This window comes from Neisseria sp. CCUG12390 (assembly GCF_047837985.1).
GTDB lineage: Bacteria > Pseudomonadota > Gammaproteobacteria > Burkholderiales > Neisseriaceae > Neisseria.
In genome coordinates this window covers 1,677,355-1,702,529 of the sequence record NZ_CP181244.1, presented here as the reverse complement: position 1 = coordinate 1,702,529, position 25,175 = coordinate 1,677,355, and the positions used below count along the sequence as shown (strand labels likewise).

The following is a 25,175-nucleotide window of genomic DNA, read 5'->3' as shown; positions in this document are numbered from 1 at the left end:
CAGGAATATTTCAGAATTGCAGTAAGTTAAAATTCTGGATTCCCGCCTGCGCGGGAATGACGGATTTAGAGATTTTGAATACTTTCGGATTTTGCAAAAGCCTCAATCTGTTCCTTTGCCCGCAGAGGGAAGATTAGGAGAGTTTACGGTATCTCAAACATTTTCAGACGGCCTCTCCCTCAAAAATGCCGTAAAACCTTACTTCTTCGGTGCTTCCAAAATCAGATGGCCGACGGCGGTGTTCGACGCGGGTACATGGTAGAAGCGGTGTTTCACCACCGGCTCTTCGCCTTCTTCGCACATGGCGGCGCGGGCGATGAGCCACATCACCAGTTCGATGCCTTCCGAACCGGCTTCGCGAACATATTCGACATGCGGTTTTTTCGCCAGTTCTTTCGGGTCGGCAATCAGGTCGTCCAAGAATCGGTTGTCCCATTCTTTGTTAATCAAACCGGCGCGCGGGCCTTGGAGCTGGTGGCTCATGCCGCCCGTGCCCCAGATGTGGACGTTCAAATCTTCGTCGTAGCTTTCCACGGCCTTGCGGATGGCGCGGCCCAAATCGTAGCAGCGTTGGCCGCTCGGCACGGGGTATTGCACCACATTCACATGCAGCGGAATCACTTTTACCGGCCACGGGTCGGCATCGCCGAACATCAGCGTCATCGGCACGGTCAGGCCGTGGTCGACTTCCATTTCGTAGCACAGGGTCAAATCGAAGCCCTGTTCGATGACGGCATGCGCCAGATGGGACGCGAATTTCTGGTCGCCGACCACGGGCGGTACGGGGCGCGGCCCCCAGCCTTCGTCGCTGGGTTGGAACACGTGGTTCATGCCCAGCGCGAAGGTGGGAATCAGGTCGAAACCGAAGTTGTTGGTGTGGTCGTTGTACACGAGGATAACCACGTCGGGGCGGTTGTCTTTCTGCCACTGTTTGCTGTATTCGTAGCCTGCGAACACGGGTTTCCAGTAGTCTTCGCCGGTTTTTTTCAAATCCCATGCCACGCCGACGGCGGGAACGTGTGAGGTATAAACGCTTGCGGTGATTTTTGCCATGATTTCTCCTTTTCAGACGGCCTGTGCGTCTGTGCGGGTGGTTTTGAATAAGGTTTCAGACGGCACGAACGGTTTCGCGCGGCTTCTGACCGGTTTGTTTTACGGCAGCCTTTCCTTCCCGACGGGAGAACGCTTCGCCATGCCGTCTGAATTTCTGTTTCCGAACGGACTTTGCCCACTCCGTCTCCTGCGGAAGAAATCCTCAGGGAAGCGGCGATGCCGTTGGAAACGCGTTATTTCTTGCCTTCCTGCTCGTGCAGATAGCGGTTGCCCTCGATGCTGCGGCCGCCGTTGACCATCATGTCGCGGTATTCCTGCTCGCTCATGCCCGTCATGCTGCCCGCCATCTGCTGGAAGGTCAGGCCGTCGGTCGCGCCGATTTTGGCGAGCACATAAATATTGCCGCCCAAATCGATCAGGCGGTTCAAATCGCGTGCAACCACCGCGTCTTTCTGCTCCTCGGTCATCGGCCATTCGTCCATATACGCGCGCTGGTCGGCTTTGAAACGCTCGCGGTTTTCCGCCTTCATCAGCGACATGCAGAACTGGTTGAGATGGTAGCCCTGGCTGGCGCGTTCGGAATCGAAAATGCGGGTGCCGGGGATGTCTTTGTAAGGCTTGTCGAGTGCCATTTTGTTTGCTCCTCTGGGGTTGGGGTGTTGTTTGTCGGGTTTTCAGACGGCCTGAGACTTTTGCAAAACTCAACTTAAACCAAAAAATCTATTTCCGTCATTCCCGCGCAGGCGGGAATCCAGATTTATCGGTTTCAGAGACATATAGATTACATAACGTTAACGTTCTGGATTCCCGCCTGCGCGGGAATGACGGATGACATGTCTCTGAAAATCTACGAGTTTTGCAGCGGTCTCGGCCTCACACTTCCTCCGGCCAATACAGCCGCATCGGGTTGTCTACCAGAATTTTCCGCCGTTCCGCTTCCGTAGGCGCGACGTGCGCCAGCCAGTCCACCAGCAGGCCGTCGTCGGGCATGTGGTCTTTCAAATTCGGATGCGGCCAGTCGGTGCCGAACAGTACGCGGTCAGGGAACTCCTGCATCAGACGGCGGGCGAAGGGAACGACGTCGGTGTAGGCGTTCTGTTCGCCGTCAAGCGCAGCGGGGCCGGTGTTGCTCAGGCGTTCGGGGCAGGAGAGCTTGCTCCAGAAATTCGGGTTTTCGCGCATCAGTTTGACGAACAGCTCGAAATCACCGCCGTGGGCAGGTTGCGAAACGTCGGGTCTGCCCATGTGGTCGACGACGACGGTGGTCGGCAGCGACGTGAAAAAGTCGTAATACTCGGCCAAGTCCGCCGCTTCAAAATAAATCACGATGTGCCAGCCCAAGGGCGCGATTTTCTCGGCGATGGTGCGCAGGGTATCGACGGGCGCGGTATCGACCAAGCGTTTCACGAAATTGAAGCGCACGCCGCGCACGCCTGCCGCGTGCAGCCGCTGCAATTCTTCTTCGGAAACATCGGCCTTGACCGTGGCCACGCCGCGCGCTTTGTTACCGGCGGCTTGCAGCGCATCAACCAAAGCGCGGTTGTCCGCACCGTGGCAGGTGGCCTGTACAATCACGTTGCGCTCGAAACCGAGCAAATCGCGCAGGGCAAAAAGTTTATCCTTACCCGCGTCGCACGGTGTGTATTTGCGCTCGGGCGCGTAGGGGAACACGTCGCCCGGGCCGAACACATGGCAATGCGCATCCACCGCACCTTGCGGCAGTTGCAGTTTCGGTTTGGACGGGTTGGGGTGGAAATCCAGCCAGCCCGGTGTTTTTTCAAATGCGCTCATGGTGGTCTTTCGCTTGTGTTTGATAAATGGGTCGGTTTGTTTCAGACGGCCTGATGCGGATGCGAAGGCCGTCTGAATGCTTCCATGCGTTTAATCGATGTCTTTTAGACCATAACGTTGGAACACGTCACTCATGTTCTCTATCAATTCGTGCATACCGATGCGGCTTTCCTGTTTTTGCGAATAGGCAGCATCTATGCTTTGCACATCGGCCAACCACTGCCGGCGCAAGGATTCGGCTTCAGCGGTTTTCAGCTCAGGCAAGGCCGACAGTTGCTGTTGCAGTTTGTCGGCCATGTACCAGTAAACGACAAACATGGCTCTATCTACGCCTGTCGGGTCATTGCTCCGTTCCAAATACGCGCGGATAGATTGCCGCGCTTCCCGCGGCAGGGTTCGCAACTTGCGTTTTAAAAAGCGTTCCGGATCTTTATCTGTCAGCTTTTCCAAACTTTCAGAACTCATTACCGACATCACGCTCCGGTGCAATTTTTCCATCTCCGCCTGCTGCTGAGGGCTGATTGTCTGGCTGGAAGCAGGTTGGGCGGCGGATACATCGGACACCGGATAAATGCCCAAAATAACCGACAAAGCAATTGCCGATAGTGTTTTCATGATTCTTTGTTTCCTGTTGGATAGGTATTGGATAAACGACTGATTTATTTATATCTATATTTCTTAACACCGTCTGAAAAACGGTTTTCAGCAGGGGGCAGGTTGGGTCAAGACCCAACATTCGACTGTTTTCGGTTTCAGACGGCCTGATAATTTTGCACAATCCGGAAGTATTCAAAATCTCTAATCCGTCATTCCCGCGCAGGCGGGAATCCAGAATTTTAACTTTCTGTCATTCCTAAATATTCCTGAAACTTTCAGGTCTGGATTCCCGCCTGCGCGGGAATGACAAACATAGCAGGTAGGTTGAGTCAAGACCCAACATTTGACTGTCGTCAGTTTCAGACGGCATAAACATTTTTTGGATACGGCAATGTTAATCTTTTGTTGGGTTTTCAACCCAACCTACCGTTTCGGTTTCAGACGGCCTTAGGAGGTAGGTTGGGTCAAGACCCAACATTCGACTGTCGCCGATTTCAGACGGCCTTACATTAATAAGGCAAACCCACGTAGTTCTCCGCCAGCGTTTTGGCGGCGTTTTCGGTCAGGTTCAGTTGGTTGAACTCGGCTTCCTGCATTTTGCGTTCGAAATCGTCGCTGTCGGGGAAGGTGTGCAGGAGTTTGGTCATGTACCACGAAAAACGCTCCGCCGCCCAGACGCGCTTGAGGCAGCGTTCGGAATAGCCGTCGATGCCCGCGCTGCTTTGGTTGCGGTAGTAATCGTCAAACGCGTCGGCCAGGCATTGCACGTCGCCTGCGGCCAAGTTCAGGCCTTTCGCACCGGTCGGCGGTACGATGTGCGCCGCGTCGCCTGCCAAGAATAAGGATTGGTAGCGCATCGGTTCGCTCACGAAGCTGCGCAGCGGGGCAATGCTTTTTTCCAAGCTCGGGCCGGTAACCAGCTTGGCGGCGGTATCGGCGGGCAGGCGGTTTTTCAGTTCCGCCCAAAAGCGTTCGTCCGGCCAGTCTTCCACTTTGTCGGTGAGCGGCACTTGCAGGTAGTAGCGGCTGCGCGTGGTCGAACGCTGGCTGCACAATACGAAGCCGTTGTCGTGTTTGGCGTAAATCAGTTCGTCGGACACGGGCGGCGTGTCGGACAGCAAACCCAGCCATCCGAAAGGATAAACGCGTTCGTAGGTTTTCAACACGTCGGCCGGAATGCTTTGGCGCGATACGCCGTGGAAACCGTCGCAACCGGCGATGAAGTCGCAGTCCAGGCGGTGTTCTTGGCCGTCTTTGGTGTAGGTAACGTAAGGCGCGGCGGTGTCGATGTCGTGCAGGGCGACGTTGTCGGCTTCGTAAACGGTGATGCCGCCCGTGGCCGCGCGCGCGTCCATCAGGTCGCGGGTTACTTCGGTTTGGCCGTACACCACCACGCTTTTGCCGACTTCTTTTTCAAAATCGATGCGGCGGCGTTTGCGGTCGAACACCAGCTCTACGCCGGTATGCACCAAGCCTTCTTTGTGCATCCGCTCCGCTGCGCCCGCCTTTTCCAAACCCTGCACGGTGGTGTGTTCCAACACGCCCGCGCGGATGCGGCCCAACACATATTCTCCGCTTTTGCGTTCCAAAATCACATTGTCGATGCCGTTTTGATACAGCAGTTGGCCGAGCAGCAAACCCGACGGGCCTGCGCCGATGATGGCGACTTGGGTTTTCATGGTTTTCTCCTTAAATCAACAGTTTGTAAACGGGCCGACGTTTCAGACGGCCTATGTTATTGTTTTGTAGGTATTCGTTTTTCAGACGGCATGGGAATGCAAAGGCCGTCTGAAAGATAGTTTTGAATAAACTGTTAGCGATGTTTGGATATTGTGCTGGTTGGCAACCGATAAGACCGATTGCTCCAACTTCCCAACTCAACCTGAGGCCTTTGCAAAACCCGAAAATATTCAAAAATCTCTAATCCGTCATTCCCGCGCAGGCGGGAATCCAGACTTATCGGAATCAGAAATATTTAAAAATTACAGCAAGTTAAAATTCTGGATTCCCGCCTGCGCGGGAATGACGGCGCGGGTGTTGGTATCATCAAGCCTCTCCACAACACAGTCTTGTTTTCTGTTTTCAGACGGCCTTTGTCTCGCCTTTAAGGCCGTCTGAAATCTTGCCGCGCTTTTAGTCAATATACTTCAAACCCGCTTTTTCCAGCCCTTCGCGCATTTTGTAGTAATCCAAACCGAGTGTGCCGTCGGCGAAGATTTGGCGTTTGTCGGCTTCGTTGGCTTCGCGCGCTTCGGCTTTGTCGGCCACTTCCATGGCGATTTCGGCGGGTACGACGACCACGCCGTCGATGTCGGCCACAATCACGTCGCCCGGGTTCACCAGTGCGCCGGCGCAGACGACGGGTACGTTCACCGAACCCAATGTCGCTTTAATCGTGCCTTTGGCGTGGATGGCTTTGGCGAATACGGGAAAGCCCATCGCTTCCAAATCGGCCACGTCGCGCACGCCGCCGTCGATAATCAAGCCTTTGCAGCCTTGCGCTTTGAACGAGGTGGCGAGCAGGTCGCCGAAGAATCCGTCGGCATTGTCGGTGGTGCAGGCGGCGACGGCGACATCGCCTTCGCGCAACTGCTCGGCGGCTACGTGCATCATCCAGTTGTCGCCCGGTTGCAGCAGAATCGTTACCGCCGTGCCGCAGATTTTCGCGCCGCTGTACACGGGGCGCATATAGGGTTTCATCAGGCCGGTGCGCCCCATCGCTTCGTGGATGGTGGCCACGCCGAAGCGGGAGAGTTTTTCCACGGCGGCGGGGTCGGCGCGTTTGATGTTGCGTTTGACTACGCCCAGTTGGTTCAGATAAACGTCGGTCATGGTTACAGTCCTTTCGCTTTCAGGCGTGCGTCGAGGCGTGGGAACACGCGGCGGGCGTTGCCTTCGTAGATTTGGTGTTTTTCTTCGGCAGAAATGTTGGCCGCTTCAATGTAGCGTTTGGTGTCGTCGAAATAGAAGCCCGTGCGGGGGTCTATGTCGCGCACCGCGCCGATCATTTCGGAGGCGAACAGGATGTTTTTGTTCGGAACCACATCGAGCAGCAAATCAATGCCGGGCTGGTGGTACACGCAGGTGTCGAAGAAGATGTTGTTCAACAGATGCTCTTCCAATTCGGGCTTTTTCAACACCATCGCCAAGCCGCGGAAGCGTCCCCAGTGGTAGGGAACCGCGCCGCCGCCGTGCGGAATCAGGAAGCGCAGCGTCGGAAAATCTTTAAACAGATCGCCTTGCAGCAACTGCATAAACGCGGTGGTGTCGGCATTCAGATAATGCGCGCCGGTGGTGTGGAAGCAGTTGTTGCACGAAGTGGAAACGTGAATCATGGCCGGAATGTCGTATTCCACCATTTTTTCGTAAATCGGATACCAGTATTTGTCGGTCAGCGGCGGCGAAGTCCAATGGCCGCCCGAGGGGTCGGGATTGAGGTTGATGCCGACATTGCCGAATTCGTTGACGCAGCGTTCCAGCTCGGCGATGCAGGTTTCCACCGGTACGCCCGGGCTTTGCGGCAGCATGGCCACGGGCACGAAATTGTCGGGGAAAAGTTGCGACACGCGGTAGCACAGTTCGTTGCAAATCGTCGCCCAAGCCGACGACACTTCAAAGTCGCCGATGTGGTGCGCCATAAAGCTGGCGCGCGGGGAAAACAGCGTCATGTCCGCACCGCGTTCTTTCATCAGGCGCAGCTGGTTTTTTTCGATGGTTTCGCGCAATTCGTCGTCGCTGATTTTGAGTTCGGACGCTTTGGGCATCTGCGACGGGTTGCCGATGGCGGCAATCTGCTTGTTGCGCCATGCTTCGAGCGATGGCGGGGCGGTGGTGTAGTGGCCGTGGCAGTCGATGATGAGGCTCATGGGTTGCTCCGTTGTCGGTTCAAAGGGGAAGGCCGTCTGAAAAACGGCTCGGTTTCGGGATTTGGGGCTGCGTAAACTTCTTTTGCATTTTCAGACGGCCTTCAGATTCGGCGGGGCAGTCTGAATTCCAAGTGTTGTTTTTTCAGACGGCCTTACGGTACACAGGCCGTCTGAAAAAACGGCATTAATTGTCGCCGTAGATTTTCTGTTTCAACAGCAGACATACGCTCAGAATCAGCGACGGAATCGCCAGAATCACGAAAATGGTTACAAAATCCAGTTTCCACGCAATCAACTGGCCGGTCAGGAACGTACCCGCAATCGCACCGAAGCGGCCGATGCCCAACATCCAAGATACGCCTGTGGCGCGGCATTCTGTCGGGTAGAATTTGGCAGCCAGCGCGGGCAGGGAGGTTTGCGCGGTGTTCTGCATGATACCGGCAAACAGTACCACCGCAATCAGCATGCCCAAGCCTTGCCCCAGCGACCAGCCGATACAGGCCACCGACACGGCAGTCAGGAAAGAGAGCAGCGCAATCAGTTTGTTGCCGTTGAAACGGTCCATCAGATAGCCGCTGGCAATCGCACCCAAACCGCCGAGTGCAAACAAGCCGGAAATGCGCGGCCCCAGTTCGGGCGGCATGTTCGCTTCTTTAAACAATACCGGCATCCAGTTAATCATCGCGTAGAAAATAATCAGGCCGCTGAAGTAGGAGAGCCACAGCAAAATCGAACCGGCGCGGAAATGGCTGCCCAATACCATCGCCATCGGATTGTCGGTTTGCTGTGCGGCTTTGTTTTCCGGCAGGACAAACACGGCATTGTCCAAATCGGCTTTCGGGTTGATGCGTTGCAGGATTTTGCGCACTTTCTCGGCAGGCTGTTTTTTAGACACCAAAAACGAAGCCGAACGCGGCATGATGAAAATCATCAATACGCCCAAAATCAAAGGCAGCAGACCGCACCACAGCATCGCCGTGCGCCAGCCGTATTCGGGAATGATAAACGAGGCGAAGAATCCGCCCGCCGCCGCGCCCACCGGGAAGCCGCAATACATGGTATTCAGGATAAGCGAGCGTTTGTGGTCGGGGCAGTATTCGGACAGCATCGCCACGGCATTGGGCATGGCCGCGCCCAAACCCAAGCCGGTGATGAAACGCAAGACCGTCATCTGCGTCAAGTCTTGCGCGTAGGCAGAGGCGACGCAGAAACCCGAGAAAATCAATACGGACGAAGTGAGTACGATTTTTCGGCCGAATTTATCCGCCAAGGGGCCGGAAGTCATCGCGCCGATGGCCAAACCGAACAGCGCCGCACTCAAAACCGGTGCGAGCTGTTTTTTCTCGATACCCCATTCTTCGAGCAGGCTCGGGGCGACATAGCCGATGGCCGCGGTGTCCATGCCGTCGAAGAAGGCAATCAGCAGGCAGATGATGAAAATCATCCATTGATAGCCGGAAAATCTGTTTTCGTTTAAGAAATCCTGCACGTTGACCGTGCGGCCGCTGTGTTCCATAAGTTTCTCCAAATATATTGTCAAGACCTGTGTAGCCATTGGAAACCCAATGATTTATAGGTATGTTTTGTTATTCCATTATTGTAGATAAAAATGTTAAGTTAAAGCATGTAGTTTTTCTAAGAGTTATAACAAAAAAGTATAGCTTAAGAGGCCGTCTGAAAAGGAAATCGGCGGTTTTGGGATGTGTTTATAGCGAAAATGTATGGATAAAGTATAGGAGTTATAATCGAAATAATATGGTTTATGCGGAAGGATTCACTAAAATGGCAATATCTTACAGATGATTACAGAGGTGGGAACCATGCAGCAGCCGGTACGTGAAACCATTGCCGATTGGCAGTGCGACTTACTTATCGCAGGAAGCGGCGCGGGCGGATTGTCGGCGGCCGTGACCGCGGCGCATCACGGTTTGAAAGTCATCGTGGCCGAACGCGCCGCAACATGCGGCGGCGCGACGGCGCGATCGGGCGGCTGGGCATGGACGCCCGGCAACCCGTTGGCCAAAGCCGACGGCGTCAACGAGCCGCGCGATGATTTCCGCAGCTACCTCAAAGCCGTTATCGGCGAAAAAGATTACGACAGCGAGCGCATCGAAATGTTTTTGGAAAACGTGCCGCACATGGTCGGTTTTTTCGAGCAAAAAACACCGCTGAAATTCACACCGGGCGCGAAGATTTGCGATATTTACGGCAACCTGCCCGGTGCGGGTACGGGGCACCGTTCGGTGGCGGCGACGCCGTTTTATGCCAAATCCCTGCCGAAACGCTTATTGGACATTCTGCCCGACCAATACCGAATGACGTCGTTTTGGGGGATGGGCATCATGGCGGGGCCGGATTTGGGGCATTTTCTCAATGCGATGAAAAAGCCGCAGAGTTTCCTCCATGCCGCCAAACGTTTTTCCATTCATTTGTGGGACAAAACCGTGCACAAACGCAATATGCAGATGGTCAACGGCCTGGCGATGATTGCCAAGTTGGTTCAGGCTGCGGATGAAAAAGGCGTGCGCATTGAAGTGAATACCGCCGTCAAAGAGCTGATTGAAGATGAAAACGGCCGTATTGTCGGCGCATATCTCGAGACCGCGCAAGGCTTGGTGCGCGTATCGGCGGCCAAGGGCGTGATTTTGGCCACGGGCGGCTATCCTGCGAATGTCGAACGGCGCAAGAATTTTCCGCGCAACCCGAGTGGCGAAGAGCATTGGACGCTTGCACCGCAGGAAGCCGACGGATCGGGTCTGGCGTTGGCCGAGAGTGCGGGCGGTTATTTGGATGATTCGGGGCGTTCGCCGGCGGCTTGGTGTCCCGTTTCCATCGTCAAATTCAAAGACGGCAGCGAAGGCGTGTTTCCCCACATCGCCGACCGCGCCAAGCCCGGCATCATCGGCGTATTGAAAAACGGCAAACGCTTCGTCAACGAAGCCAACGGCTATTACGACTACGTCGCCGGTATGCTGGAAGCCGTGCCGGAAGGCGAGCCGGTCGAATCCTGGCTCATCGGCGACAAACGCGCCGTGCGCAGCTATATGTTCGGCTTTGCCAAACCGCGTCCGGTTCCGCTGGAAATCTACACCAAATACCTGAAATGCATCGAAGAAGCCGATACTTTGGACGAACTGGCAGAAAAATGCGGCATTGATCCCGTCGGCCTGATGAACACCGCAGCAGAATTCAACCAAATGGCCAAAGCAGGCAGAGACACCGATTTCGGCCGCGGCGACACGCCGTTCAACCGCTACGGTGGCGATGCTTCCACCGGCTTTCCCAATCCGTCTTTGGCACCTCTGGGCAAAGGGCCTTATTACGCGGTGAAAGTGCAGGTCGGCTCGTTCGGCACGTTTGCCGGAATTGCCGTCGATGCCTGTTCGCGCGTATTGCGTGCGGACGGCAGCATCGTCGAAGGCCTGTATGCCGTCGGTCTCGACCAGAAATCCGTGTTCGGCGGCAACTATCCCTGCGGCGGCATCAACATCGGCCCGGCCTTGACGTTCGGTTACGCAGCCGCACGCCGTATCGCCGACGTGACCGTTTACGAAGACGACGGCAGCAGTTTTCCGTCGGCGGATTATCAGGGCAGTTTTTAAAACAAGGCCGTCTGAAAACTTTTAGCGAAATGCGCTGCATCCGTTTTCAGACGGCCTGAAAGACATTTTTCAACAAAGGAGCAAGCAATGAGCAAACGCCTGATCGGTATCGCACCTTTAAGCGTTTTGGGCACGGAGCCGGTGGATTTTATCCGGGCGGCGGCAAAAACCGGCTACGATTTCATCGGTCTGCGCACCCGTTCCGTCACCGATACCGAAAAAGACCTGAATCTTTTGAACGATAATCCGCGCATGAGGGAGGTGCTGGCCGTTTTGAAAGACACGGGCATGAAAGTGGCCGATACCGAATTTTTAGCCATCGGTGAAAACGTCACGTCCGATTTTTGGCAGCCGATGCTGGATGCCGCCGCCCAATTGGGCGCGCAAAGCCTGACCGCCACCATCACCGATCCTGATATGGCGCGTGCTACCGACGTCATGGGCAGATTGGTGGAAGATGCCGAGAAATCTAATCTCGTCATCGCTTTGGAACCGATTTCCTACCAGACCGTCAAGCAGTTGCCCGAAGCAGTCGAAGTGGCCAAAGCGACGGGCTGCAAAGTGTTGTTCGATACGCTGCATTTCCGCCGTGCGTTCGGCGAAATGGCGCACATCACCGCCGCCTTGCCGTATTTGGCTGATATGGTGCAATTGTGCGACGGCGTTTTGTCCGAACGCGCCGATACGCGTGAGGGTTTGATTGAAGAATCGCGCGCCAAACGCGGCATCCCCGGCGAAGGCGATTTCCGGCTCGCCGAATGCGTGGCTTTGCTGTCGGAAGACATGCCGGTGAGTGTGGAAGTGCCGAATCCGAAATTTGCCGAGTTGGGTTTGGAAGGCTATCTGCGCCATTTGAAAACGGCGGCGGAAAACGTGCTGGCGCAGGCGGCGGTGTTGCGTAAATAGGGATTGGCATCAACAGGAAAGGCCGTCTGAAAAATATTTTTCAGACGGCCTTGTCAAATGCGTAATCAAAACAAACAGGCGTGTTCAGACGGCCTGTTTGTTTTTACGGCTTAGAATTTGAAACTGAGCGAACCGAGAATACTGCGGCCTTGTCCGTAGTAGCAGTAGTTATCGCAGGCAGCGATGTATTTGCGGTCGCTTACGTTGTCGATGTTGAGCTGTGCTTCCCAGTTTTTGGCGAAACGGTAGCGGGCGAACAGGTCGAATACGGTGGAAGAGGGTACTTTGCCGTTGGATACTAGCGAGTAGTCTTTAGCGGTGTAGCTGGTGCCGACGTACCGTACGCCTGCGCCGAGCGACAGGCCGTCGAGTTTGCCGCCGGTGAAGCTGTATATGCCGCGCAGGGAGGCGGTGTGTTTCGGCATCAGGGGCATGCGGTAGGCGGAGCCTTGGGCGGGATCGGTTATGCTGCTCAGGTAGGTGTAGGCGAACTGGCCGCTCAGGTTGTCGGTCAGGTTGGCTTCGGCTTGCAGCTCTATGCCTTTGCGTTTAATCGGTTCGTCGCTGTTGACGGTGGCTCCGGTGTTGTTGGAAATCAGCGCGCCTTTGTCGCGTGCTTTGAACAGAGCCAGCGATGCGGAGCCGTCTATCCAGGAAGGAATGTATTTCACACCGATTTCGTATTGCTCGGTGGTGCTGGATTTGTATTGCGTGCCGTTGCCGCTGATGCCGGTCGGCAGGATAAATGCTTCTTTATAGGCCAGATAAGGGTTTAGGCCGTAGGGGGCGTAGTACATCAGCGAGCCGGAGTAGGCGGTGTTGCTGGCTTTGACGGTATTGCCGCTGAGGGTTTCTTCCCCGCGTGCTTTGTCGTGACGCAGACCCAGCGTGATGCCGACGGTGTTAAACAGTTTCATGCTGTCTTGCAGGTATAGGCCGAGCTGTCGTGATTTGATGCCGATCGGGGTGCGCGGGTTGGTTTGCGCTTGGCCGTAGGAGTCTGCCGGACGGTACACGTTTACGCTGCTTGCGCCGCCGAACAGGTCGTAGAAGCCTTCGATTTTTTGCTGACGGTAGTCGATGCCTGCCAGCAGGGTGTTGTCGATGGCATCGTTTTTAAAACGCCAGCTGAAACGGTTGTCGATGCTGTGGCTTTTGGCCGTGCCGTCGTTGAAAACCACGCCGCGATACAGCGAGTAGCCGTTGGCCGCACCCAATGTGGTGATGCCGGATGCGTCGTAAACGTTCGGGTAGATGTAGGTGCCGCGATGGTGGTTGCGGACGTTTTGATAACGGTAGTTTTGGCTGAACGTCATGCCTTTGCCGAAATCATGGCTGAATTCGTAACCGATTGACTTGGCATTGTTTTCTTCTTTGTCCTGCGAGGGGTCGCCTAAGTTGTTGTTGCGCGGAATAGTGCCTAAGTCGGTGGGAACGAGCGTGCCGCTTTGGGGCAGGAAGTTCGAGCTGGGCGTGCCTTGGTCTTTTTGGATGCTGGCGAGCAGGGTCAGGCGGGTGTGGTCGCTGAAATCGAAGGCCAGCGAGGGCGCGAAATAGTAGCTTTCGTTGTAGGTGCGCTGCCAATCGCCGTCGGCACGTTTGTACGAACCGACCAAACGGTAGCGCAGGGCTTGGTGGCCGCCGAGCTTGCCGGTGTAGTCGGCGGCGATGCCGCGCTGGTTGTCGGTGCCGACATGGGCTTTGATTTCACCGTGGCCGACTTGTGACTCGTGGGGGCGTTTGCTGATGTAGTTGACCAGTCCGCCTGCGTTGGACGCGCCGTAGGTCAGGGCGTCGGCGCCTTTGGTGATTTCGACTGCTTCAAGGCCGAAGGTGTCGATGTGGGGCGTAAAGAAGCCGTATTCGGTCATCGGTGCGCCGTCAACCGACTGGCTGGCTTCCGCGCCTCGGATGCGGAACCAGTTGGTGTTGGTGTCCGAACCGAAAGGCTGGTTGGTAAAACCGGCTTGATAGCGGCCGAGTTCGTCGGCTTTTTCCACGCCTTCTTCGCGCAGGGTGTCGGCGGAAATGTCAACGGCAGACTTGGCTTGGCGGAAGGGAACGCCCGACAGTTTGTTGATGGAACCGACAACCCGTACAGTATCCAGTTCGACCTGTTCCGCAGCGGGAGCCGCTTCGTCGGCGGCAAAACCGTGGCTGTATGCGCCGATAATTGCGGCAGCCAGCAGGCTGCGGGTAAAGAGTTTGTTTTTCATGGTTTTCCTGATAAAAAAAAGAAGAGAAATGTTATTTGTAATAATTATCAAATAACTAATCGGCGGATTATAGCAAAGCCGTGCTCCATACGCAATTTATGTGATTTGAGAACAATATATTGCAGAATTGGCCACAACTTACATAAGGCAACAGATGTGATTGAAGGGCCGTCTGAAAACGGTAAAACAGGTTTTCAGACGGCCTGAGGGCTTTTAAAAACTCAACTTAAACCAAAAAATTGATACCCGTCATTCCCGCTAGATGGGAAATGACGTAAACCTGTTTTCAGGTTGGATCTGAGTTTTGCAAAGGTCTCGGCCTGATTGACGGTAAGGCCGTCTGAAAATCAGGCGGATTACATTTTGCGCATCACGGCCATAAAGTATGCGCCGCCGATGAGGGTGGCGGTCAGACCGGCGGGAATTTCGTAGGGGTAGAGCATTTGGCGGCCGAGCCAGTCGGCGGCAGTCATCACGGCAGCGCCGATGAGGGCGGCGGCAGGCAGCTGCTGTTTGGGTCGGCGTGCACCCAGTAAAAACGCCAGATGCGGAGCGAGCAGGCCGATGAAGCTGAGCGGGCCGATGAGCAGAGTGGCAGAAGCGGTCAGAACGGCACTGAGCAGGATTAAGGCGGTTCGTGCGCGCGCCACGTTGACGCCCGCAGCTTGGGCGACGGTGTGGTCGAGCGACAGCAAACCGAGCCAGCGGTGCAGCGGCAGGGTGGCGGCAGTGAGCAGCAGGGCGAATGCGCTGACGCTCAGGGCAGATTGCGGAGTGGCCTGATAGGTGGAACCCGACATCCAGATCAGCAGCTGCTGTATGCGGAAGTCGCCGCTGGCCGTCCAAATGCGGATAACCGCATCGGAGAGGGCGGCCAATGCCATGCCCGTGAGCAGCACCTTTTCCGGCTGCAAACCGTTTTTCCGGTTGAGAAACATCAAAACACCGAGCGACAGCAGCGCGGAAAGCACGCCTGCCAACCAAAAGCCGATGCTGCCCGAGGCGATGCCGAACAACAGCATGGCCGCCATCGCGCCGAGCGCAGTGCCCGAGCTGATACCGAGCAATTCGGGGCCTGCCATCGGATTTTGCGTGAGCCGCTGCAACAGTACGCCGACCAGTGCGAGAATGCAGCCGGTGGCGGCCGCCAGCAGTACGCGCGGGTAGCGGAACGTGAAGAACACGCTGTCGAAGGTGAAACCGTTGTCGTCGCGTCCGGCAAAGAGTGCGAACAGCAATATGACGGCCGACAGCAGCGGCAGCAGGCGGAGCAGCGGCGATGCGCAGAGTGTGGCGGCAATGTGCCCCGAGGCCGTCTGAACAGGGCGGGACGGTGCTTTTGCCATCAACCACAGCAACAGGGGCGCGCCAATCAGTGCAGTAACCGAACCGGCGGGCAGGTCGGCGGCGGTATAGTGTTTCAGCAGTACCAGCGCGTTGTCGGTAAACAGCAGCAACAGGCCGCCGCAAACAAACGATGCGGCCAAACGCGCCCGCAGCGTGCGGATACCGGCCTGACGCACGGCAGCGGCGGCAGCCAGACCGGTAAAGCCCATCATGCCGACATAAGCCACCACGTTCGCGCTCAGAAAAGCGGCCAGCGCAAGCGCGGCAAGGCGTACTTTTTTAACCGGAATACCCAGAGCCTCGGCCTGCGTATCGCCCAAACCCATCACGGACAAGGGTTTGAGCAGCAGCAGGCACAGTACGGCTGCTGCTGTGGTGCGCCACAGCATGTGCAGCGTATCGTGCCAACTGTCCTGTACCAGTGAACCCGCGCCCCACTGCATCACGCCGCGCGTTTCTTCGCTGAAAAACAGCATCAGGATGCCGGTTACCGCACCGAGGTAGAGGCTGACCACCAGTCCCGACAAAATCACGGTCAGCGGCACCAAATCCCGTCGGGCGGACAGAAAAAACACCGCAGCCAATGCCGCCAACGAACCGGTCAGCGCAATCAGCGGCGTGCCGTGCAGCAGCAGGGCGGGGGCGAAAACGGTCGCCAACACCAATGCCGCCTGTGCACCGCTGCCCACGGCCAGTGTGCTGTCGGCCGCCAGCGGATTGCGCATCACCTGCTGCATCAGCGTGGTGGCCGCTGCGGTACTGCCGCCGGCCAACAGAGCCATCGCCATGCGCGGCAAGGTGTTCTGCTGCACGGCCAGCGCGTCGAGCGGCAGGCTGTCGGCGGCGGCGAAGAGTTGCGTAGGCGGCAGATGCCATTGCAGCCGCAAAATCCACAGCGAACCGGCCAGACACAGCAAGGCGGGCAGAATGAACCAGAGGGAAGGCCGTCTGAAAAAAAGGTTTACCATGGCTGTTCTTCCTTTTCAGACGGCAGTTGCGTCATCAGCTGCTCGGCAAACAGCCGCATCGAGGGCAACGCGCCGTAACTCCACACCGGCGGCAGAATGCGGCGGTGGCGCGGTTCGGCAAACGGCAGGCGTTGCCACAACGCGCTTTTTTCCAGTATCCGGCGCGTGTTTTGCGGATGCGGTTTGACAATCAGCAACACGGTTTCAGACGGCAGTTTGGCCAGTTCCGCGATACCGATATTGGCAAAGCCCCATTGTCCGGACTCGCCCGTCCACGCGTTTTTCATGCCGACTTTGTCCATCACGGCCTGAAACATCGAGGTTTTGCCGTAGATACGCAGGTGACGGCCGTCGGTGAACTGCACAACTGCCAGCGGCCGGTGTTTGAATGCCGCCAGTTGCCGACGGGCTTGGGCGAACGTGTGTTCGGTGTCGGTAATCAGCTTTTCCGCCGCCGCCGTGCTGTCGGTCAATGCCGCCAGTTTGCGCGTTGCCGCCAGCGTGTGGGCGTAGTTGATGCCTTCGGGGGTGGCAAAATCGATTTCGTACACGGGAGCGATTTTTTCGAACTGCGGCTTGGCTGAGGCGTACCACGGTGATTGCACGAAGAAATCGGGTTTGATTTGGCGTAGTCGTTCGATGTTGGGCTGGAAACGCAGACCGGCTTCGCGCACGGATGCGGGCAGCGGCGGATGGTTGACCCAGATGTCGTACACGCGGCGGTCGGCAACCGATACGGGCGGACGTTTCATGGCGGTCAGCGTTTCGGCGATGGTCCAGTCGGAAGTGGCCACGCGGGGCGCGGCGTGTGTATCGGGCACGGCAAACAGCAGGGCGGCGGACAGCAGGGTTTTGAGGCCGTCTGAAAAAAGGGTTCGGATCATAAAAAAATCATCGGGAAAGGCCGTCTGAAAAAAAAAACAGGCTGCACAGCCGCGGCGGTTTTCAGACGGCCTGAAAACGGTTATGGGACACATCGGGCGGTTGCCGGTAAGAAACGGGTTTCAGGGCAGGGCAACGGGGCGGCCGCTGGCAGGGTGGGCGATGATGTTCATGTCCACGCTGTAAATGTCTTTCAATACCCCGGCGGTCATGATTTCAGACGGCCTGCCGGTTTTCAGCAGCCTGCCCTGTTTCAGGGCAATCAGTTCGTCACAGTATTGCGCCGCCAGATTGATGTCGTGGATGACAATGATGATGCCCAAATGCAGGCTGCGCGACAGTTTGCGAACCAGTTCCATCACGTCGATTTGATGGGCGATGTCGAGTGCGGCCAGCGGCTCGTCGAGCAGCAGGTAACGGCTTTGTTGAGCGAGACACATGGCCAACCAGACGCGCGAGCGTTCGCCGCCGGACAATACGTCGATCAGGCCGTCTGAAAACCGTTCGGTGTGGGTCAGCCGGAAGGCTTCTTCCACCGCCGCGCGGCCTTGTTCGCCGTTGCGCCCGAGCAGGCCGGTCCAGGCGTAACGCCCCATTTCAACCAGCTCTCGGGCGGTGAGCGATGTGGATTGCGGCAAATGCTGCGGCAGGTAGGCAACCTGTTTGGCATAGTCGCGGGCGGAGTAGGCGGACAGCGGCCGGCCGTCCAGCAGGATTTCGCCTGCGTCAGGACGGTGTTGGCGGGTCAGGAGTTTGAGCAGGGTGGATTTGCCCGAACCGTTGTGGCCGATGAGGCCGTATACTTTGTCGGTTTCGAAATTCAGATTGATGTCGGACAGCAGTTTGCGGCCGGGCACACTGAATGCGGCATTGCGGATTTGGAACACGGATGGGTTTCCTGTGGGAGCGGCTGAAAAACAGCCGTTACCGGCTGTGCTGTGCAAATTATAATAATTCCTGTTTGTCGGGGCAAATAAAAGGCCGCCTGAAAATGTGCGGGCATTTTCAGACGGCCTTTTGATGTCGGACAAAACGGCACTTTTTCGCAGGCGGCTTCAAAGTTTAAGCCTGATGAAAAACCGACCGTTTATTCCCGATGCTGTTTCCAATATAAATCCTGCGCCACCAGGCGCACGGGGGTGTTGGCGGCGCCGTATTGGTCGTAACCGCCGCGGCGTTCGCAGATTTCAAAGAAAAAGCGGTTTTCAATCAGGTGCGAATAGGCGTGCAGGAATTCGCCGCCTTTGCCGTCGGCATCGTAGAGCAGGTGGTGTTCGCGCAGACGGGCGGTGAAATCGTCGGCCAAACCGAAACGCGCCTGCAAATCGTCGTAGTAGTTTTGCGGGATGTCGAGCAGGTTGGCTCCGTTTTGGCGCAGGAATGCGGCGGTCTCGAAAATATCGTCGCAGGCAAAGGCGATGTGTTGCAGGCCGGTGCCTTTGTAGTTGGCCATCGAACGGGAAACCAGCGTGTTTTGGTTGTCGGAAATGTTCAAAGGCAGGCGGATTTTGCCGTTTCTGCTGCGCATGACGCGGCTTTTCATCAGGCCGTAAGGGTCGGGCAGGGTCAGGTCGTTTTCGATGTCGAAACCGAAGATGGCGGCGAAATGCAGCGTCCAGCGGTCCATCATGTCGTGTGGGATGCCGTAGGCCGAATGGTCGATGCGGCTGAGCTTAGGCTGGCCTTGGAATTTGGTTTTGTGGAAATCGACGCTGTAAATGTCGCTGTCGACAAAATACTGCAGGCCGCCGTTGGGCGAACGGATGGCGTGGACATGGCGTTCGTTGGGGCCGACTTTGCCTTCGTAGAAAATGTTGCCGTATTCGACTGCGCGGCGGTACATCGCGTCGGCATCGGCCACTTTATACGCGGCGGCGCAGACGGACGTGCCGTGTACGTTGAAAAACGCATCGGCCAAGGAATCCGGTTCGGCGTTGAGAATCAGGTTGACGCCGCCGTGTTGGTAGAGCGAAACGTTTTTGCTTTTGTGCAGGCCGGTTTTCTGGAAACCGAATTGGCGCAGAATATTGTCCAAACGCTGCGCCGCGGCATCGTTGACGGCGAATTCGACAAAATCGGTGTCTTGGAATTCGGGGGTGGCCGGCGGTGTGAACAGCTCGGCCGATACGGTGAGGTTTTGCTGTTTCAGACGGCCTGCGACTTGTTCTTCTAAGAACAGCAGCGAGCGGATGGCATCGGATGTGGTCGATACGCCGGGCGCGGCGCGGAATTTGTCGTTAAACACTTCCAGCGACAGGGGGCCGGTGTAGCCGTTGGCGACAATCGGCGTGAGAAACGAGGCCACGTCCAAATCGCCCTGGCCGGGGAAGTTGCGGTAGTGGCGGCTCCATTCGAGCACGTCCATTTTCATCAGAGGCGCATCGGCCAATTGCAGGAATACGATTTTTTCCGGCGGGATTTCTTTCAGACGGCTTAAATCGTCGTTGATGGAAAGGGTGTGGAAGCTGTCGAGAATAATGCCCAGATTCGGATGGTCGACTTGCTTCACCAAATCCCATGCGTGGCGGTAGGATGAAACGTGCCTGCCCCAGGCCAAGGCTTCGTAGCCGACCTGCATACCGTGTTTGGCGGCGGTTTCGGCGAGTTTGTGCAAATCGTCGGCAATCAGGGCGTCGTCGGTGCTGGTGTCGGGCAGAACGTTGCTGCACACGAGCAGGCGGTCGGTGCCGAGTTCGGCCATCAGTTCGAATTTGCGTTCGGCACGGTTGAGCTGCTGCGCCAGTTTGTCGCGCGCGCCGCCTTCGAAATCGCGGAACGGCTGGAACAGCATGATTTCCAGATTCAGGTCTTCGCACATTTTGCGGATGTCGGCCGGCGAGCCGTTGAAATACAGCAAATCGTTTTCGAAAATTTCCACGCCTTCGAAGCCGACGGCGGCAATGGCTTGCAGCTTCTCGGGCAGAGTGCCGCTCAGGGAGACGGTGGCGATACAGTGTTTCATGATGTGGCTCCGTTGGCCGCACGGGCGGCGTTGGTTTGGAAAACAGACGGCAGGCCGTCTGAATATGGCAGGCAAGGTATGCTGATTTATTGTTTCAGCCGAATCCGATGTTCCAAAGGCCGTCTGAAAATCATGTTTCAGACGGCCTATTTTAACGCTTATTTCAGTGCGCTCAAACTTCTGCGTCGCGTTGGTTGCGGTAGAGGAAATACTTGACCGTCAAAGCGGCGGCAATCAACAAAGCCGGTACGGTCAGAGCCATCGCTACGGTGGAGAAGTTCCAGCCGGCGTTGAGCATCCATGCGCCGGCGAAGGCGGAGATAATCGCACCGGTGCGGCCGATGCCGTGCATCCAGCTGTTGCCGGTGGCGCGTGCGCTCAATGGGAAGAAGTTGCTTGAGAGGGCGTTCATGCCGGTACCGCCGCCGTTGAACGCCGCACCGATGTAGAAGGATGTGATGCACAGCAGCAGGTATTCCGCCCCCAGGCTGCTCATGAACACCAATACCGCCGCGCCGCTGATGTAGGACAGTGCCAATACGCGGTGCGGTTCGAAGCGGTCCATAAACCAGCCCAGCATAATCGAACCCAGGGGGCCGCCCAGTTGGAACATCGCCGAAATAATCGATGCCTGCGCCGCGGTCATGCCCGATTCTTTAATCATGGTCGGCATCCAGCTGCCCAGCAGGTACACGAGGAAAAGATGGCTGAAATAAATGACCCACAAGAGCAGCGTGCCTTTGGCATAGTGGTGGTTCAACACGGTTTTAATCGGGTTTTCGTCGGTTTGAACCGTTTGCGGTTGCGGAATGAAAAAGGTGGACTGTTCGGTGGTGCTGCCCGGGGCGCACTGTTCCACGATTTTGCGGATTTGGGCGCGGTCATGCCCTTTGTGCACCATATAGGCCAGCGATTCGGGCAGCTTGAAAACCATAAACAGGCTCAGCAGAATCGGCACGACGCCGCCGAACCAAAACACGCTCGGCCAGCCCCATTGCGGAATCATCCAAGCGGCCAAAAAGCCGCCGCCCGCCGCACCGACGGTAAAGCCGGCGAATACGATGGTCACCAGCAGCGAGCTGCGGTGTTCGGGCGAATACTCTTTGGCCAGCGTCGCCACCATCGGCATAATGCCGCCCATCGCGAAACCGGCGATGAAACGGAACACAATCATGTGCCAGATCTGCGTGGCAAACGCCACCAGAAGCGTGAACAAGCCGAAAATAAACACGCTCACAATCAATACCTTGCGGCGGCCGAAGCGGTCACCCAAAGGGCCGGCGGTCAGCGCACCGAAAGTCAGGCCGAAGAGGGCGGCACTCAAGACCGGTGCCAAATCGTTGTTGGACAGATTCCAGGCTTCTTTCAGGCTCGGGCCGACGAAGCCCATGATGACCACGTCGAAGCCGTCCATCACCACAATCAGGAAGCAGAGGAAAACCACCAATTTCTGATAGGTACTCACGCCGCGGCTGTCGAGAAGCTCGCGCACGTTGATTTCATGATTTTGCGACATTCGGTTTCTCCTTATCAATCGCGTTTTTCTTATCGTATCGTGAACAAAAATAAGAAATCTGCACCGTTGGCTGCGGCTTGCTCAAAGAGGGGGCTTGACTAAGCTGCTGAAGCAGCAAGTCCGCCGATCCGTACTGCGTGTACGGTCTGCCTTACCGCCCTGTATCTTTCTTATCGGATTTCACTATACCTGTTGAGTGTTTTCAGACGGCCTTTCGCTGCTTTGAGGCCGTCTGAAAGCATCAATACTGAATCCGCGCCACTTCGCGCAGGTGTTCGGCGGTGGTGGTCGGCAGGCCGAAGTATTCCAAGTAAACCGGAATCTGCTCAAAAAGCATGTCGGTACCGACTTGAACCACGCAGCCTTTGGCTTGGGCGGCGGCCAAAAATGCCGTAATCTCGCTTTGCAGCACCACATCGCCGACAAAGGCTTCCGGCGCAATACGCGCCACATCGACCGGCATCGGATCGCCTTCGTACATGCCCATCGGCGTGGCGTTGACCACTAAATCGAAACCTTGCGGGTCGTTGCTGCCGGTTTCCACAACCAAATCCGCATAATGCGTTTTCAGACGGTCTGCCAAACCTTCGGCGGCGGCTGTATTGACGTCGAACAAAGCCAAACGCGCCACGCCTGCCGCAGCCAGCGAAGCCGCAATCGCACAGCCCACGCCGCCGCTGCCGACCACCAAAGCCGCTTTGCCTTCCGGTGCAAAACCTTTGCGGCGCACACCGCGTACGAAGCCTTCGCCGTCGAACATATCGCCCTCCAGCCTGCCGTCGGCACCGCGCCGCACGGCGTTGCACGAACCGGCGATTTGCGCGGTCGGCGTCAGGCGGTCAACCAGATTTATGGTGGTGACTTTGTGCGGCATGGTCACCAGCGCACCGATGACGTTGTCGCAGGTGAACACGCTTTTCAGAAAATCGGGATAACCGGGGGCTTGCGAGGAAAACGGCACGACTAAGGCGTTGATGCCGGCCGCTTCGAAATAGGGGTTGTAAATCATCGGCGATTTGAACGTTTGCGTCGGGTAGCCGATGTGGGCGATGACTTGGGTCAGGCCGTTGATGTTCATGAAGCTTCTCCTTTTTGTGTGTGGGCGGAATACGCTTTTTTTCAGACGGCCTGGCTGCCGGCAGGCCGTCTGAAAAAATAGAATCATAAACCTAATCAGTGTTTGGCGGTTGTTTGTTTTTGAATATGCCGACCAAGGCCGTCTGAAACAGCAAGATGGAAATCGGTATCGGATTGCGGTTCAGACGGCCCGGCAATCATTTATTTCCCTCCCAAACGTGCGCCGGAACCATCACTTCGCCGCGCATGATGTTGCGGGCGGTGCGGATGAGTGCCGCGCCGTTGACCTTGCCGCTGCCGTCGGTCTCTAAAGCCACGCTGAATTCGCCGCTCGGGTGTTCGACGGAAAGCGATTCCGGGCGGTCGGCAACGGCCAGGCCGTCGGCCACGCTGCCTTTCATCACACAGGCGGTGGCAATGGTGACGGCGGCCAATACGCCGACCGCTTCGTGGCAGACATGCGGGATAAAGCAGCGGGTGTGCACCGCGCCGCCGTCAACGGGGGCGTTGAGCAGGCACATTTTCGGGTAGTTTTTGGCGGAAACGTCGCCCAAACCCATTTTCAAAGAAGCGGTCAGACGCAGCTTTTCCAAAACGGTTTTGAGTTCGTCGTCGTTGTTTAACTCTTCAACGCTTTCGTAGGCGGTGCGCTTCACGTCGGCGGCACGCACCAACACCATCGGCATGCCGTTGTCGATGCAGGTGGCTTCCAGTTTGCCGAAACCTTCGATGTCGAACACGTCGCTGGTGTTGCCGGTCGGCAGCAGGCTGCCTGCCACCGAACCTTCGGTATCCAAGAAACGGATGCGGATGGGGGCGGATGTACCGGGTACGCCGTCGATTTTGGCGTTGCCGTCGTAATGGATGATGCCGCCGGGCGTTTCGACAGTGATGTCGCTCAACATGCCGGTGTTCAAAGTTAATACGCGCACGGTGGTTTCATCGCCTTGCGCCTGAATCAGGCCTTTTTCCAAGGCAAACGGCACGACTGCCGCGAGCATGTTGCCGCAGTTGGGTTTGGTATCGACAATATCGTTTTTCGGCTGTAATTGTGCGAACAAAAATTCCAAATCCACACCTTCCTGTCCGCTCAAAGACACCACGCCCACTTTGCTGGTAAGCGGATGCGCGCCGCCTGCGCCGTCGATTTGGCGCGGATCGGGCGAACCCATGGCAGCAAGCAGGACGCGGTTGCGTGTCTCTTCGTCGGCCGGTAAATCGGATGCGGCGAAAAACAGACCTTTGGAACTGCCGCCACGCATCAGCATGGCGGGAACGGCGGTTTGGGCGGCCATTTCGAGTATTCCTTTATGGATGTAGTGGTATGTAGTGGATTATTATGGGTAAAGAAATGTTTGGAAAGGCGTTGGCGCGACTATCAGCTATATCAAAACAGTATAATTGCAGGGCAAAGCGATACCAAAGCCATACTTATTCATAAACCGATAATCTGGGATTGGGAAAAATTCATGGATTTGAAACAGTTACGATATTTTCAGCAGGTGGCGCAACAGGGCAGCTACACGCGTGCCGCCGATATTTTGGGCGTGGCGCAACCGGTTTTAAGCCGCCAAATCCGTTTGCTGGAAACCGAATTGAGGCAGAACCTGCTCAACCGTCACGGGCGCGGCGTTTCCCTGACCGAGTCGGGGCGGATTCTCTTGGAACATTGCCGCGTGATTCTGCAACAGGTTGAAATGATTCAGGAAGATTTAAGCCTGAACAGCGGCAAGCTCAGCGGCCACATTACGCTCGGATTGCCGCCGACCATCGCCAAACTGCTGTCGCTGCCGATTATCCGCGGATTCCGCCAGCACCTGCCCGATGCCCGGCTGCGTATCACCGAAGGTTTGAGCGCACAGCTTCAAGACCGCTTGCAGCAGGGCAAAATCAATATGGCGTTGCTGTACAATCCGGCGTATTCGGCTGAAGTGGAAACACAATTGCTGTACGAAGAACGGCTGTATCTGACGGCGCCGAAAAACGATCCCCTGCTCAAAGCCGATACGCCCGTCAACGCCGAGCATTTGGCTGCGCTGCCGTTAATCATGCCCTCCGTGCCGAATACGTTCCGCCTGCTGGTGGAGCAGGAAATGGCGCGGCATAACCTTGTGCCCAATATCGTGATGGAAATCGACAGCGTCGAAACCATGCTGCAATTGGTGGCGGAGGGCATGGGTTATTCGATTTTGTCGAAATATTCCATCGATTTGATGAATCATAAAGAATCCGTCCAAGTCATTCCGATCGAATCGCCGCAGTTTGTCAGCCGCCTGTTTTTGGCGACTTCGGCCAGACATGCGCTTACGCGCACGCAAAAGGAAGTGGACAAGCTTTTGAAGAAAGTGTGTTTGAATTTGGTGGAGGAATGAATTTCAGACGGCCTTGAGAT

Annotated in this window: 19 protein-coding genes; 3 read left to right on the top strand and 16 right to left on the bottom strand. The window is 56.4% G+C overall.

The features are described 5' to 3' along the window. Window positions 1–198: 198 nt before the first annotated feature. From ACM67E_RS07985 to ACM67E_RS07950, 8 genes are all read right to left on the bottom strand, one after another. Window positions 199–1,053 carry a class III extradiol dioxygenase subunit beta gene (locus tag ACM67E_RS07985; RefSeq protein WP_416190931.1) on the bottom strand — a complete coding sequence of 285 codons (855 nt, stop codon included), beginning with the start codon at window positions 1,051–1,053 and terminating at the stop codon, window positions 199–201. Window positions 1,054–1,286: 233 nt separating this feature from the next. Further along, entirely contained in the window at window positions 1,287–1,685 is a 399-nt protein-coding gene (gene ligA, locus ACM67E_RS07980; RefSeq protein ID WP_416190930.1) for a protocatechuate 4,5-dioxygenase subunit alpha, read from the bottom strand. Window positions 1,686–1,926: 241 nt separating this feature from the next. After that, window positions 1,927–2,844, bottom strand: a complete 918-nt coding sequence (locus ACM67E_RS07975; protein WP_416190929.1) for an amidohydrolase family protein — start codon at window positions 2,842–2,844, stop codon at window positions 1,927–1,929. Between the two features lie 90 nt (window positions 2,845–2,934). Next, complete coding sequence (locus ACM67E_RS07970; protein ID WP_416190928.1) at window positions 2,935–3,459, bottom strand: hypothetical protein; 525 nt, start codon at window positions 3,457–3,459, stop codon at window positions 2,935–2,937. 491 nt (window positions 3,460–3,950) lie between these two features. Further along, window positions 3,951–5,120 carry a 4-hydroxybenzoate 3-monooxygenase gene (gene pobA / locus ACM67E_RS07965; protein WP_416190927.1) on the bottom strand — a complete coding sequence of 390 codons (1,170 nt, stop codon included), beginning with the start codon at window positions 5,118–5,120 and terminating at the stop codon, window positions 3,951–3,953. Between the two features lie 454 nt (window positions 5,121–5,574). Then, on the bottom strand, window positions 5,575–6,273 hold the full coding sequence (ligK, locus tag ACM67E_RS07960) for a 4-carboxy-4-hydroxy-2-oxoadipate aldolase/oxaloacetate decarboxylase (protein WP_416190926.1): 699 nt from the start codon (window positions 6,271–6,273) through the stop codon (window positions 5,575–5,577). A gap of 2 nt (window positions 6,274–6,275) precedes the next feature. After that, the gene (locus ACM67E_RS07955) at window positions 6,276–7,307 is read right to left on the bottom strand and encodes an amidohydrolase family protein (RefSeq protein ID WP_416190925.1); all 1,032 of its coding nucleotides are present in this window, start codon (window positions 7,305–7,307) and stop codon (window positions 6,276–6,278) included. Window positions 7,308–7,491: 184 nt separating this feature from the next. Beyond that, on the bottom strand, window positions 7,492–8,823 hold the full coding sequence (locus ACM67E_RS07950) for an MFS transporter (protein ID WP_416190924.1): 1,332 nt from the start codon (window positions 8,821–8,823) through the stop codon (window positions 7,492–7,494). A 304-nt stretch (window positions 8,824–9,127) separates the two neighbouring features. On the opposite strand from ACM67E_RS07950, the gene ACM67E_RS07945 reads away from it, so the two are divergent. Continuing rightward, window positions 9,128–10,909: an FAD-dependent oxidoreductase gene (locus ACM67E_RS07945; protein ID WP_416190923.1), complete on the top strand. Its 1,782-nt coding sequence runs from the start codon at window positions 9,128–9,130 to the stop codon at window positions 10,907–10,909. A gap of 87 nt (window positions 10,910–10,996) precedes the next feature. Next, on the top strand, window positions 10,997–11,815 hold the full coding sequence (locus ACM67E_RS07940; protein ID WP_416190922.1) for a sugar phosphate isomerase/epimerase family protein: 819 nt from the start codon (window positions 10,997–10,999) through the stop codon (window positions 11,813–11,815). Between the two features lie 110 nt (window positions 11,816–11,925). Here the strand turns inward: ACM67E_RS07940 and ACM67E_RS07935 are convergent, their stop codons facing one another. The 8 genes from ACM67E_RS07935 to ACM67E_RS07900 all read right to left on the bottom strand — a co-directional run bounded on the left by ACM67E_RS07935 (window position 11,926) and on the right by ACM67E_RS07900 (window position 24,078). Next, window positions 11,926–14,031, bottom strand: a complete 2,106-nt coding sequence (locus ACM67E_RS07935; protein WP_416190921.1) for a TonB-dependent siderophore receptor — start codon at window positions 14,029–14,031, stop codon at window positions 11,926–11,928. A 356-nt stretch (window positions 14,032–14,387) separates the two neighbouring features. Next, a complete protein-coding gene (fhuB, locus tag ACM67E_RS07930) occupies window positions 14,388–16,346 on the bottom strand; it encodes a Fe(3+)-hydroxamate ABC transporter permease FhuB (RefSeq protein ID WP_416190920.1) in 1,959 nt (652 codons plus the stop codon). Further along, window positions 16,340–17,230, bottom strand: a complete 891-nt coding sequence (locus ACM67E_RS07925) for an ABC transporter substrate-binding protein (RefSeq protein WP_416190919.1) — start codon at window positions 17,228–17,230, stop codon at window positions 16,340–16,342. Before ACM67E_RS07925 ends, fhuB begins: the two co-directional genes overlap by 7 nt. Window positions 17,231–17,350: 120 nt before the next feature. After that, window positions 17,351–18,115 carry an ABC transporter ATP-binding protein gene (locus tag ACM67E_RS07920; protein ID WP_416190918.1) on the bottom strand — a complete coding sequence of 255 codons (765 nt, stop codon included), beginning with the start codon at window positions 18,113–18,115 and terminating at the stop codon, window positions 17,351–17,353. A gap of 200 nt (window positions 18,116–18,315) precedes the next feature. Continuing rightward, entirely contained in the window at window positions 18,316–20,190 is a 1,875-nt protein-coding gene (locus ACM67E_RS07915) for a bifunctional sugar phosphate isomerase/epimerase/4-hydroxyphenylpyruvate dioxygenase family protein (RefSeq protein ID WP_416190917.1), read from the bottom strand. Between the two features lie 172 nt (window positions 20,191–20,362). Next, window positions 20,363–21,706, bottom strand: coding sequence for an MFS transporter (locus tag ACM67E_RS07910; RefSeq protein ID WP_416190916.1), 1,344 nt, complete (start codon window positions 21,704–21,706; stop codon window positions 20,363–20,365). 241 nt (window positions 21,707–21,947) lie between these two features. Beyond that, complete coding sequence (locus tag ACM67E_RS07905; RefSeq protein WP_416190915.1) at window positions 21,948–22,784, bottom strand: shikimate dehydrogenase family protein; 837 nt, start codon at window positions 22,782–22,784, stop codon at window positions 21,948–21,950. 196 nt (window positions 22,785–22,980) lie between these two features. Next, entirely contained in the window at window positions 22,981–24,078 is a 1,098-nt protein-coding gene (locus ACM67E_RS07900) for a 4-oxalomesaconate tautomerase (RefSeq protein ID WP_416190914.1), read from the bottom strand. Window positions 24,079–24,252: 174 nt separating this feature from the next. On the opposite strand from ACM67E_RS07900, the gene ACM67E_RS07895 reads away from it, so the two are divergent. After that, window positions 24,253–25,155 carry a LysR family transcriptional regulator gene (locus ACM67E_RS07895; protein WP_416190913.1) on the top strand — a complete coding sequence of 301 codons (903 nt, stop codon included), beginning with the start codon at window positions 24,253–24,255 and terminating at the stop codon, window positions 25,153–25,155. The last annotated feature ends 20 nt before the right edge of the window (window positions 25,156–25,175 follow it).

Coding starts and splice junctions, on each gene's coding strand:
- ACM67E_RS07985 (WP_416190931.1), bottom strand. CDS start 1,053: ATGGCAAAAATCACCGCAAGCGTTTATACCTCACACGTTCCCGCCGTC.
- ligA (WP_416190930.1), bottom strand. CDS start 1,685: ATGGCACTCGACAAGCCTTACAAAGACATCCCCGGCACCCGCATTTTC.
- ACM67E_RS07975 (WP_416190929.1), bottom strand. CDS start 2,844: ATGAGCGCATTTGAAAAAACACCGGGCTGGCTGGATTTCCACCCCAAC.
- ACM67E_RS07970 (WP_416190928.1), bottom strand. CDS start 3,459: ATGAAAACACTATCGGCAATTGCTTTGTCGGTTATTTTGGGCATTTAT.
- pobA (WP_416190927.1), bottom strand. CDS start 5,120: ATGAAAACCCAAGTCGCCATCATCGGCGCAGGCCCGTCGGGTTTGCTG.
- ligK (WP_416190926.1), bottom strand. CDS start 6,273: ATGACCGACGTTTATCTGAACCAACTGGGCGTAGTCAAACGCAACATC.
- ACM67E_RS07955 (WP_416190925.1), bottom strand. CDS start 7,307: ATGAGCCTCATCATCGACTGCCACGGCCACTACACCACCGCCCCGCCA.
- ACM67E_RS07950 (WP_416190924.1), bottom strand. CDS start 8,823: ATGGAACACAGCGGCCGCACGGTCAACGTGCAGGATTTCTTAAACGAA.
- ACM67E_RS07945 (WP_416190923.1), top strand. CDS start 9,128: ATGCAGCAGCCGGTACGTGAAACCATTGCCGATTGGCAGTGCGACTTA.
- ACM67E_RS07940 (WP_416190922.1), top strand. CDS start 10,997: ATGAGCAAACGCCTGATCGGTATCGCACCTTTAAGCGTTTTGGGCACG.
- ACM67E_RS07935 (WP_416190921.1), bottom strand. CDS start 14,031: ATGAAAAACAAACTCTTTACCCGCAGCCTGCTGGCTGCCGCAATTATC.
- fhuB (WP_416190920.1), bottom strand. CDS start 16,346: ATGGTAAACCTTTTTTTCAGACGGCCTTCCCTCTGGTTCATTCTGCCC.
- ACM67E_RS07925 (WP_416190919.1), bottom strand. CDS start 17,230: ATGATCCGAACCCTTTTTTCAGACGGCCTCAAAACCCTGCTGTCCGCC.
- ACM67E_RS07915 (WP_416190917.1), bottom strand. CDS start 20,190: ATGAAACACTGTATCGCCACCGTCTCCCTGAGCGGCACTCTGCCCGAG.
- ACM67E_RS07910 (WP_416190916.1), bottom strand. CDS start 21,706: ATGTCGCAAAATCATGAAATCAACGTGCGCGAGCTTCTCGACAGCCGC.
- ACM67E_RS07905 (WP_416190915.1), bottom strand. CDS start 22,784: ATGAACATCAACGGCCTGACCCAAGTCATCGCCCACATCGGCTACCCG.
- ACM67E_RS07900 (WP_416190914.1), bottom strand. CDS start 24,078: ATGGCCGCCCAAACCGCCGTTCCCGCCATGCTGATGCGTGGCGGCAGT.
- ACM67E_RS07895 (WP_416190913.1), top strand. CDS start 24,253: ATGGATTTGAAACAGTTACGATATTTTCAGCAGGTGGCGCAACAGGGC.